The sequence below is a fragment of the Silvanigrella sp. genome (assembly GCF_044369315.1).
GTDB lineage: Bacteria > Bdellovibrionota_B > Oligoflexia > Silvanigrellales > Silvanigrellaceae > Silvanigrella.
In genome coordinates, this window is the sequence record NZ_JBIPMD010000103.1 from 1 (window position 1) to 10,625 (window position 10,625).

Consider the following 10,625-nt stretch of genomic DNA (forward strand, 5'->3'; position numbering starts at 1 on the left):
TTGGTTGCCTTGGAATTATCTCGATACCATCAACAAAATCAAAAACCACTCTCTATAAAAAATTTACTAGCATTCATTTTGTTTGTAAAATGCACTTATTGGTAGGACACGCCGCTACAGGACAAGGTAATGTTCGTGTTAAAGGAGAGATAGTTAATTCGAAAGAAGCATTAAATCATTTTAATATTAAACCAATGTCTTTAAGTTATAAAGAAGGTTTGGCAATGATAAATGGAACTTCTGCAATGACTGGCCTTGCTGCTTTAAACTGGTATCAATGTGATAGACTTATGAATATTTATGAGTTTATTTCCTGCTTAACTTTTGAAGGATTGGCGACTAAACAAAAACCCTTTGATCCTAGAGTTCACAAAAGAAAAATGCACTTAGGACAACTAAAAACAGCTCAAAAAATTACAAAAATTCTTGAATCTAGCCATTTAATTACAAATGAAAAATCGGAAGAAATAAATATTCAAAATGAAAATGATGGTACCATTAAAAATTTAGGGCGACAAATCGAAGATGCTTATTCTCTTCGTTGTACACCTCAAATTTTAGGCCCCATTCTTGACACGCTTATCTATGTAAAAAATATTGTGGAAAATGAATTGAATTCTAGCAGCGATAATCCGGTTGTAATACCAGAAGAAAATGAAGTTTTTCATAATGGACATTTTCATGGGCAATATATTGCTATGGCAATGGATTATTTATCCATTGCGATGACAACTCTATCAAATTTATCTGATAGACGAATCGATCGATTCATGGATAAAAACAATAGCAATGGGCTGCCTGCTTTTCTATGCAGCAACAACCAAGGATTAAGACTTGGTCTCATGGGAGGTCAGTTTATGGCAACTTCCATTACAGCAGAAAACCGATCCTTATGCGTTCCACTTAGCATTCAAACTTTAACATCAACCGGTGATTTTCAAGATATTGTTTCATTTGGTTTAATTGCTGCACGCCGTTGCCAAGAAATATATGACAATACTTGTTACATTATTGCATTTGAAGGACTTTGCGCTGCACAAGCTGTTGATATTCGACAAGGAAAAATGTCAGATTTTACTCAAATAGTCTATTCGAAAATTAGAAAAATCATACCATTTTTAACACATGATATATCAATTACTCCATATATTGAACAAATTAAATTAGCATTACAAGACATAGATTTCTCAAATCATTTAGAAGAAAAATTAAATCATGCTTTAAATTATTAATTTAAAAAGAAAGAAATTCTAAAATGTCACAAATAAAAAAACAAAATTGTTTAATTCTGATCGAACACTCAAATTCTCATTTAGCTCGTTTGAAAAGCGCCCTCATACGTGCACATGAACTCAAAATAAAAACCATTGGAATAGTGCCTGAAAATTGTAGCAATAGCATAACTCTAGACGTTCCCTTTGAAGTTTTTAAAACACCTTTATTATCTTATGAATATTTAGATAATATTATCAGACCACTTTCAGAAAAGTATAATTTAATTGGAATTAATTGTCCATATGGTTACTTTCAATCAGGTAATATGTATTTACCATCAGCAATTATTGCAGAATTAGCACAAAAATATCATTTACCACATAATAATCCAGACGCTCTTTATTTTGCAAATAATAAATTTCTAATGCGCGAACAATTAGCTAAGTTTAATGTTCCTTCAGTTAATTATGCTCTTGTAAATTCAGAAGATGAATTAGAAGTCAAAGCAAATGAAATAGGTTACCCGATTGTTGCAAAACCAGCTGCAGGTGCAGCATCTGGTTTCGTAAGTTTTATAAAAAATATAGATGAATTAAAAAGTTTTTATAGATATTATGTTGAAAATATGTCGTCATCTTATCACAAATTAAACTTTTCTTATAACTATAAACAAATAAAATTTGATAATACTAACCAATTATTATTAGAAAAAGCCATTCATGGCAATGAATATTCTGTCGAAGTTTTATGTGATAATGAAGATGTTTTTCCATTATTGATGCACGAAAAAATTGATGTTATTCAAAACAAATCTTGTGTTTTAGAAAATATTGTTTTTACTCCAACCATTTCTTTATCCGAAAAAGAAAAAGAAGAAATAAATAATTATACAAAATTAGTCTGCAAAACTTTAGGATTAAAAAATTGTTTCTGCCACTTTGAACTTCGATTATCAACAGATGGACCCATTATTTTAGAAGTAAATCCACGTATGGGAGGATCACGCATAAAGGATAATATAGAAACAATTTATAATATAAGTTATGAAGATATTTTAATTAATCAAACCATTGGTAAAGAATTAAAATTTATTAAAAATCCTGATACGCCTGATTTTTTATCTATGTCAGTAATTTATCCAACAACAAAAGGATACTTAAAAAGCATTGATGGATTAGATAAAGTTGAAAAATTAACAAACGTAATTAATACTAATACCTATTACAAAATAGGAGATTTTATCAATGGAGAAAATGAGGAAGTCTTCCTAATTGATGTCTGGTATTCAGCTAAAAATGAAGAAGAAATAATAAACACAGATCGATTTATTAGAAAAAATATTATACTTCAGATTGAAAATTAAGTACAATTCAATTTTAACGACAAAAACTTTTATTAAAAAAAAATATTATACTTATTTTCTGAGGATAAATTATTTGTATCTTTAATTTTTAAACTTTTTAAAAGCTAAAGAAACATTTGTTCCACCAAATCCAAATGAATTTGATAAAACAGCATTCACTTCTCTTTTAACAGCTTTAAAAGGAGTATAATTTAAATCACAATGCTCACCTGGATTTTCTAAATTAATTGTTGGCGGAATAACTCCTGTTTTAATTGCCATAACTGAAAATACAGCTTCAATACCACCAGCAGCACCTAACAAATGTCCTGTCATGCTTTTTGTGGAACTCACATTCAATTTATAAGCCTGTTCTCTGAAAACTGTTTTAATTGCCTGAGATTCACACAAGTCATTTAGTTCTGTAGATGTTCCATGAGCATTTATATAGTCAATATCTTCAGGTTTTAATCCAGAGGTGTCTAATGCTTGTTGCATAGCGCGCGCACCGCCTTCTCCTTCAGGAGCAGGGGAAGTAAAGTGATAAGCATCCCCCGATGCTCCAAATCCAGCTATTTCACAAATAATATTTGCTCCACGCGCTTTTGCGTACTCATAATCTTCCAAAATAAGAATTCCAGAACCTTCACCCATTATGAAACCACTTCTATCTCTATCAAATGGTCTGGAAGCTTTTTCAGGTTCATCCGAACGATTTGAACACAATGCTTTCATTTGTCCAAAACCAGCATAAGCAATTAAACTTAATGCAGATTCAGCACCCCCACAAATCATAGCTTTTGCTCTACCAGATTGAATGTACATCATAGCATCGCCAATAGAATGTGCGCCGCTTGAACAAGCTGTAGCTGCACAAATATTTGGACCTTTTGCACCTGTTTCAGAAGAGACAACACCAGCAGCCATGTTTCCAATAAAACCCGGAATTGTAAAAGGAGAAACGCGTTTAATTCCTTTTGTTCTTGCAATAAAAGATTGATCTTCTAAATAACCAAGAGCACCTATTCCAACTCCAATAGAAACACCAATATGATGATGATTTGAAGCATTAATTTCAAGGTTTGCATTTGTTAATGCCATTTTTGAAGCTGCTACGGCAAGTTGTACAAAACGTTGATTCCGTTTAGCTTCTTTCTCATTCATGTATTTTGTTGGGTCAAAATTTTTTACTTCACCAGCAATCGTTACGCAATTTTCAGGTGGTTCAAACATGGTTAATTTGCCGATACCACTTTTGCCTGCAATTACGTTTTCCCAGCATTCCTCTAAATTATTGCCGATTGGACATACGATTCCAAGGCCTGTAACAACGACTCGTTTCATTTATCAAACCCTCTCATCAAAACAAAATAAAATAAAAGATCAAATGAATACTATCTAGCCCGTATCTTATAAACGTGCTACCTATGCAATTTCTCCAGGCTGTTAATGCGCTGGATCAAAATTTCAGCATATACCACACCCTAAGTAATACACGTTGAGTAAGGAACGCAACTATGAATAATCTTAAACAAACAATACTTAACAAAAAAGCTATACTTTGGGATTTTGATGGATGCCTATGTGACTCGGAACGAATTCATTTTTTAGCATATGAAAAGGCATTTATGCAATATAATCATATATTAAATGAATACGAGTATTACGAAACCTTTACCCATACTGGTGGAGGAGTGTCAAAAGAAATTGAAAAGTATAATATCAAATGCGATCCCGACTTAATTCGTAAAGAAAAAGCAAAGTATTATTGGCAACTCATTTCAGATTTCCAAGCAAAAATATATCCTGAAATCCCAGAAATTTTATCTATTTTAAATAAAAAAGGGATTATTAATGCGATTGCAAGCAATAGCCCTGCAAGTGAAATCAATTTAATTCTTTCTCAGCATAAAAGTGAAAATTTGCCAATAGATATGATTGTTGGCCTTGAGCAAGGAATGCGTAAAAAACCTTTTCCTGATTTATACAATAAAGCAATTTTACAATTAGGAATTGAACCATCCGAAGCTTTAGTTATTGAAGATTCAGAACGTGGACTTATTGCTGCATATGAAGCGGGCTGTGAATCTGTTTGGGTAAAAACATCTTTAAATTCTCGTTTTGAAACAAAAACAGCTTTTATTTCGAGACTTACTCATTCTGAAATCTTAAGCGCTTTAAAGTAACAATATGTGGATGGATAATTGGGTATTAAATTTACCAAAAAAATATTGGCCAAAATACAAATCTCAAGACTTAAATGAAAATTCGTTTTTATTTCGGTTTTTTGAAACAAAACGAAATGTTGTTGTATTATCAAGCTCAAATAAACCAGACATTGAAGCCAATGTTCTTGCTTGTGAAACAAATAATGTTCCTATTTTACGAAGAAAAGGTGGCGGAGGGACTGTTGTTTTAGGAGAAGGGTGCCTTATTTTGACATTTGCATTTTATGCAAAAGATGTCTTTGGAAACAATAAATACTTTCAAATGATCAACCAACTTTGGATAAATGCCTTAAAAGAAGCGGGTTGTCCTGATCTCTCACAAAATGGAATTAGTGACATCAGTTTTTTAGATAAAAAAATTGCTGGAACAAGTATTTTTAGAAAAAAACATTTGCTTGTGTACCAAGGAAGCTTACTTGTAAATCCTAATATAGAATTTATTTCCCAACTTTTAGCTCATCCATCACGGGAACCGGATTACAGACAAGGCAGAGATCACAATAGTTTTTTGACAACAACACAAAAACTTGGATGCCCATTAACGACAAGCGAACTTGCTGATCATTGTCAGGCATATTTTAAACAACATGTTGCTCATTTTTTTCAAAATGAAATTCTTGACAAATAATTTTTATAATTAATTTAAAACGGTATTTGTATTTTCTGTAACTACAATATTGTATGGAATATTAGGTATTTCTTCATAATTATCTAAAAATTTAATTAAAGGAATTTTCCCGTTATTTTCTGGTAAAATGTCATCTAATCTTTCTATTTCAAATGTAATAGATTCATCCGAATTAATTTTTTTTAAATATTTTATAACATTCAATTCACAGTTTAATAAATAAATATCATCACAGACAAGGTTTACTTTAAAATAATTATTGCCTATAAGAATTTGAGCTTTAACAACTTCTATTGATTTTGCTATAATTTCATAAAATGTTAAGGTAAAAATTTCAACAGACTCTCCAATATTATTTTTAAAAATGATAGGTCTATACTTTCTTCCAATAATTCCTTCAAAGGAAAGTTCTTCATTTTCATTAGCACTAGAGACAGCTAAGTCTCCCAATTCGTATCTAATTAATGGTTGTGAAAAATTAATAAAATTTGTAATAACAACCTTTCCAATTTGACCTTTTGGAACAGGTTTATTATTTTCGTCTAATATTTCTACATGGTTTAAGTTATTAAATAATTTAAATTTACCAAAATTTTTCCTTACCGCCATATTCATACATTCGCTACAATTATAAAGATTATAAATATCTGCAGTAAAATTTTCTTTAATTAATTTTAAATTTTCGTCTGTTAAAACCTCACCAGTAAGATATATTTTTTTTGGATTTATTTTTAATAAACCTTCTTTTTTATATTTAATAAGAGATATAAAAACACCTGGATATGCAATTATCATTTCAGGATTAAATTGATTAAGTTCATTTATAATTTCAATGATAGGAATTTTAATTGATATTTCTTTTTTATTATATACTGAAATAGGAGCATATCGAAATACCAATGAAGCGATGGTTCTTGTTTCTAAAACAGCTAACAGGACAACTCTAGTTTTTATTGAAAATAAAGATTTATATGGTTTAGCATTATTAATAAAATTATTGAATATAATTTTTTTTTAATTCTCTATTTTCATACAATACTGGTAATTTAATACCAGTTGTTCCAGAAGTATATACACAATTATATTTATTATCTATGAGATCATGAGTTTGAGACCTAATCAAAGATTCAAATATTTTACTGCTATTTATGTCTTTTGAGCATATAATATCTTTATAATTGCTAATAATATCCGTTTTTTCAATCACAGGAAGAGATTCAAAAGTAATTTTTGATATATTTTGTTCGTTAATACCATTTTCATTAAAAATTTTCTTATAGAATGCAGAATTACAATATGCATGTTTTGCAATTTTTCTTAGCTTATATATTTTTAACATATTAATTAATTTATATTTTAATTTAATGCTAAAAATCGATAAAAAATCTGCAAATTTTATTAACAATATTTCAATCATTATTTTAAGAAAAATCATACTTAAAAACCTTTCCAAATTAAAAATTATAAATCTTATCTATTCCTAAATTCATTTTAAAATAATTTTTTCTTTCTGCTGTTTTAGCAAGTGAAAAAATCTTAGTACTTTCTTCTAAAAACAACATTGAGATAAATACCCATCTCATTAAAAATCCCTTAAAAAGCATTATATTATAATGATAGTATTTTTTTAATATTTATGTTTTATGTCAAGCATTTGTCATTATGCAATTACTAAATGAATTTTATACCATAATTGCAGCTTTTATAATTAAAGATGAGAATTACTCAATTTTCGAATCTTGCTCAATTCGAACTAAAAATCGATCTTTTCCTTCATAGTCGCAGAGAGCAAACCATTCATTAATTGGCATATTCCACATAGGATGATTTATTTGAATGATTTTATTTATATTATTATCAATTTTTTGAGGTTGTTTTTCTGCTAATTCCATAGCAAAAATACTGTTTTTATTTAATAATTTAAAATCAGTAATATATTGTAAAATATTTTTACCTATTTTTAATCCATTATCATCGCAGACTAAAGCCATTTTAGGTTCATAATCTTTTACACCAGCATCTAACTTCTGCCATTCTTCTTCTGTTACATAGGGCGGATTAGAAACAATAATATCTGCTTTTTTATATTCTAAAGAAAGCATTTTAAATAAATCCATGTTTGTTACATCGGCATTTATCCAAGTAACATTTGAAACAGAATTTAATTCTGCATTTTTAATACAAACATCTATAGCGTCTTTAGATAAATCAATCCCAACTACTTTTGCTTCAGGATATTTTTTTGCCAAAGCAATAGCAAGGCAACCCGATCCAGTGCATAAATCAAAAATAACTTCAGGCTTTTCATTTTTTAATTTACATTTTTGAAGAACAAAATCTAACATTGTTTCTGTCTCAGGCCTTGGTATTAATACACGATTATCTACAAATAATTTTATATCATGCCAATATTTTTCATTTAACAAGTAAGATACAGGCTCACCTTTTAAACGTTTTTTTACAAGTTCTCTAAATAAAATTCGTTCTTTTTCTGTTAGAGGTTTATCAATTTCAATATATAATTGTATTTTTGACAGGTTAAGAACTCGACTTAAAAGAAGCTGAGAATCTAAAAGGGGCGTTTCAATACCACTTTCAGAAAATCTTTTTGTGGTCCAATTTAAGATCTCTCTAACGGACCACAATATTTCTTTTTTTTCTTGCTCAATGACTTGCATATTTTATTTGCCTTCAGCTTGTAACTTTAATGCTTCAGCTTGGTAATATTGACGTAACATATTTAGCATTTCCTGAATTTCACCTTCCATAAATGCATCAATAGAGTGGATCGTATGGTTAATTCTATGATCCGTTACGCGAGATTGAGGAAAGTTATATGTGCGAATTCTTTCACTCCTATCGCCTCTTCCTACTTGTGATTTACGTTCTTCCGAAAACGCTTTCTCTTTTTCAATTTCAGCTGCTTCAAGCAATTTAGCTTGTAAGATTTTCATTGCTTTAGAACGGTTTTTTATTTGAGAACGCTCATCTTGACATGCTACTACGATTCCACTTGGAATATGGGTTATACGAACAGCAGAGTCCGTTCTGTTGACGTGCTGACCTCCAGCCCCACCGGCTCGGTAAGTGTCTACCCGAAGATCATTTTCGTTGATTGAAACTTCCACATCATCTGCTTCTGGCAATACAGCAACTGTAATGGTCGAAGTATGAACACGTCCCTGCGCCTCAGTTTGCGGAACACGTTGTACACGATGCACACCACTTTCGTACTTAAGAATGCTGTAAACACCCTCACCTTCAATCAACGCAATAACTTCTTTAGTGCCACCAAGCTCATTTTCATTGAGTGACATGATTTCCATTTTCCATTTTTTACGTTCTGCATAACGAGCATATGCCCTAAAAAGCTGACCCGCAAATAGGCTGGCCTCATCACCGCCAGCTCCAGCACGAATTTCTAGAAAAATATTTTTTCCGTCATTGGGATCTTTGGGGAGCAAATGAATGGCAAGATCTTTTTCAAGTTCTTCATAACGAGTTTTTAAGCTTTTAAGCTCATCAAAAGCAAGGTCTTTCATTTCCCCTGTGCTTTCTTCCATAAGCTCTTCTGTTGATTTTTTATCTTCTTCTATTTTTTTAAATTCTCTAAACAAACGCACTGTTTCTTCAAGATCGGCGCGTTCTTTACTTAGTTTGCGAAATTCAGTGTTGTTTGAAATAATTTCGGGGCGAGAAAGAAGGCTTTCGAGCTCAAGAAATCTACGTTCAATTTTAGCAAGCTGTAGCATCATGAGTTTATATTCCAATTACAGATAAAGTGAAACTGAATAAGGGGCTCTAGAACCCTCTTAACACGCAAAAAGGGAGCATCCAAAGATTGGACATGCCCCCTGTTTATATCTTAAATATAAGATTTTACTTGCTTGTTTGAACTGCCTTAGCCGCATATTTACGGTTGAAACGCTCAATACGTCCTGCAGTATCAAGAACCTTGTGTTTACCGGTCCAAAATGGATGGCATACACTGCAAGTTTCAATTTTTAATACGTTTTTTGTGCTACGTGTTTCAAATGTATTCCCACAAGCGCAGTGAACTTCGCATGGGCCAAATTTAGGATGAATGCTTTCTCTCATAAAAACCTCAGAGTTATTAATAGCTTACGCTTATGTTGCTTGCGTGAAAAACTTCCTGCCGAGATTCACGGCACCTGAAGATGGCATCTAGTAGCAAATGACGGGATTAGAGTCAACGTCTAAATGCAAGGATTTTAAGAAATCTTTTCCAGACTATTGACATCACTCCCTTTTTTGTTACCTTAAAAGAGCAGTCTGCTTTAAGTGATTTTTATTATAATTCATCCTAAAAATCTTTGTTTTAAAATTTTTTAATATTAGAAGTTAAAGGATGTTCAAATGAGTATGTATTATCAAAATAGAGTTGTCGGTTATTTTTCATCAATTGCTATTGCAAATAATTTTGATGTCGAAATTTTTGTTGGTAAAAGCCAAGGCATAGAAGTAAAAAGTAAAGGTAGTTTTTTATCTAAAATCATTACCGAAGTAAACTCCTTTGGAAAACTTTATATTCATATGGAAGAAGGCTTTAACTGTCCTAACAGGGTACATATTATAATTCACACTCATGTATTAAATTCATTATATATTAGAGACAGCGTTCATGCAAGTGTTTTGAATATTAAAGGCGGACATTTTAGCTTTGAAGGTACCGATTCCAGTCAGTCAAATTTAATTGGGTCTGTAGATAATTTTAAAGTGGTAGCCTTTGGATCTGCAAAATTAAATGCTGTTGAATTAGAAGCGAAAACAGCTTCTGTTTCCTGTAATCATTCTTCACAGGTACGTTTATTTGCACAAGATTCCATTGCAGGTGCCGCTTATGGAAATTGCAACGTGCACTATAAAGGCAATCCTGCAATTCAAGTTTTTAATTCCGGGCAATCTTTTATTTCTGCCATTTAAACTTTTTTACTAAATTCATCAACAGCCCGATAAGCCATATCAATGGCAGTATGAGTAAAAGGAATCCACGAAGAATCTGAATTCGCGATTGTTACGTTACCAACAGGTGAGCGAGCTGTTTCAATTATTCTGTTACTTTCATTTAAATTATCATATAATGAATTAAAAATGCCAGTTAAGAGTTGAGAATGTGTTTTTAGAAAAAGAATATGTACTTAAAAAGGCATGCAGAAAATCTTCCGAAAACATGGACAAGCAAGCCCTTTGT

Annotated in this window: 11 protein-coding genes; 5 read left to right on the plus strand and 6 right to left on the minus strand. The window is 31.1% G+C overall.

Annotated elements, in window-relative coordinates; all coding sequences use genetic code 11:
• Together ACIQ56_RS09585 and ACIQ56_RS09590 are read left to right on the plus strand one after the other, a co-directional pair.
• Window positions 1-1,232 (plus strand): aromatic amino acid lyase (locus tag ACIQ56_RS09585; RefSeq protein WP_397600842.1); only part of this gene is annotated, 1,232 nt, incomplete at its 5' end.
• A gap of 23 nt (window positions 1,233-1,255) precedes the next feature.
• Window positions 1,256-2,578, plus strand: coding sequence for an acetyl-CoA carboxylase biotin carboxylase subunit family protein (locus tag ACIQ56_RS09590; RefSeq protein ID WP_397600843.1), 1,323 nt, complete (start codon window positions 1,256-1,258; stop codon window positions 2,576-2,578).
• Between the two features lie 81 nt (window positions 2,579-2,659).
• Here the strand turns inward: ACIQ56_RS09590 and fabF are convergent, their stop codons facing one another.
• Complete coding sequence (gene fabF / locus ACIQ56_RS09595) at window positions 2,660-3,901, minus strand: beta-ketoacyl-ACP synthase II (RefSeq protein ID WP_397600844.1); 1,242 nt, start codon at window positions 3,899-3,901, stop codon at window positions 2,660-2,662.
• Between the two features lie 173 nt (window positions 3,902-4,074).
• On the opposite strand from fabF, the gene ACIQ56_RS09600 reads away from it, so the two are divergent.
• Window positions 4,075-4,743: an HAD family hydrolase gene (locus ACIQ56_RS09600; protein WP_397600845.1), complete on the plus strand. Its 669-nt coding sequence runs from the start codon at window positions 4,075-4,077 to the stop codon at window positions 4,741-4,743.
• A gap of 4 nt (window positions 4,744-4,747) precedes the next feature.
• The gene (locus ACIQ56_RS09605; RefSeq protein ID WP_397600846.1) at window positions 4,748-5,413 is read left to right on the plus strand and encodes a biotin/lipoate A/B protein ligase family protein; all 666 of its coding nucleotides are present in this window, start codon (window positions 4,748-4,750) and stop codon (window positions 5,411-5,413) included.
• Window positions 5,414-5,422: 9 nt separating this feature from the next.
• On the opposite strand, the gene ACIQ56_RS09610 is transcribed toward ACIQ56_RS09605, so the two are convergent.
• The 5 genes from ACIQ56_RS09610 to rpmE all read right to left on the minus strand — a co-directional run bounded on the left by ACIQ56_RS09610 (window position 5,423) and on the right by rpmE (window position 9,511).
• Window positions 5,423-6,313 (minus strand): hypothetical protein, encoded by an 891-nt coding sequence (locus tag ACIQ56_RS09610; protein WP_397600847.1) that lies wholly within the window; start codon window positions 6,311-6,313, stop codon window positions 5,423-5,425.
• 94 nt (window positions 6,314-6,407) lie between these two features.
• Window positions 6,408-6,848, minus strand: a complete 441-nt coding sequence (locus ACIQ56_RS09615; RefSeq protein ID WP_397600848.1) for a hypothetical protein — start codon at window positions 6,846-6,848, stop codon at window positions 6,408-6,410.
• A 286-nt stretch (window positions 6,849-7,134) separates the two neighbouring features.
• Window positions 7,135-8,091, minus strand: coding sequence for a peptide chain release factor N(5)-glutamine methyltransferase (gene prmC / locus ACIQ56_RS09620; RefSeq protein WP_397600849.1), 957 nt, complete (start codon window positions 8,089-8,091; stop codon window positions 7,135-7,137).
• 3 nt (window positions 8,092-8,094) lie between these two features.
• Window positions 8,095-9,168: a peptide chain release factor 1 gene (prfA, locus tag ACIQ56_RS09625; RefSeq protein WP_397600850.1), complete on the minus strand. Its 1,074-nt coding sequence runs from the start codon at window positions 9,166-9,168 to the stop codon at window positions 8,095-8,097.
• Between the two features lie 124 nt (window positions 9,169-9,292).
• Window positions 9,293-9,511 (minus strand): 50S ribosomal protein L31, encoded by a 219-nt coding sequence (rpmE, locus tag ACIQ56_RS09630; RefSeq protein ID WP_397600851.1) that lies wholly within the window; start codon window positions 9,509-9,511, stop codon window positions 9,293-9,295.
• Between the two features lie 279 nt (window positions 9,512-9,790).
• On the opposite strand from rpmE, the gene ACIQ56_RS09635 reads away from it, so the two are divergent.
• Window positions 9,791-10,357 carry a GIN domain-containing protein gene (locus ACIQ56_RS09635; RefSeq protein ID WP_397600852.1) on the plus strand — a complete coding sequence of 189 codons (567 nt, stop codon included), beginning with the start codon at window positions 9,791-9,793 and terminating at the stop codon, window positions 10,355-10,357.
• The last annotated feature ends 268 nt before the right edge of the window (window positions 10,358-10,625 follow it).

Excerpts from the sequence above, each read along its gene's own strand:
- ACIQ56_RS09615 (WP_397600848.1), bottom strand. The coding sequence starts at position 6,848 with ATGATTTTTCTTAAAATAATGATTGAAATATTGTTAATAAAATTTGCA.
- prmC (WP_397600849.1), bottom strand. The coding sequence starts at position 8,091 with ATGCAAGTCATTGAGCAAGAAAAAAAAGAAATATTGTGGTCCGTTAGA.
- rpmE (WP_397600851.1), bottom strand. The coding sequence starts at position 9,511 with ATGAGAGAAAGCATTCATCCTAAATTTGGCCCATGCGAAGTTCACTGC.
- fabF (WP_397600844.1), bottom strand. The coding sequence starts at position 3,901 with ATGAAACGAGTCGTTGTTACAGGCCTTGGAATCGTATGTCCAATCGGC.
- ACIQ56_RS09590 (WP_397600843.1), top strand. The coding sequence starts at position 1,256 with ATGTCACAAATAAAAAAACAAAATTGTTTAATTCTGATCGAACACTCA.
- prfA (WP_397600850.1), bottom strand. The coding sequence starts at position 9,168 with ATGATGCTACAGCTTGCTAAAATTGAACGTAGATTTCTTGAGCTCGAA.
- ACIQ56_RS09605 (WP_397600846.1), top strand. The coding sequence starts at position 4,748 with ATGTGGATGGATAATTGGGTATTAAATTTACCAAAAAAATATTGGCCA.
- ACIQ56_RS09600 (WP_397600845.1), top strand. The coding sequence starts at position 4,075 with ATGAATAATCTTAAACAAACAATACTTAACAAAAAAGCTATACTTTGG.
- ACIQ56_RS09635 (WP_397600852.1), top strand. The coding sequence starts at position 9,791 with ATGAGTATGTATTATCAAAATAGAGTTGTCGGTTATTTTTCATCAATT.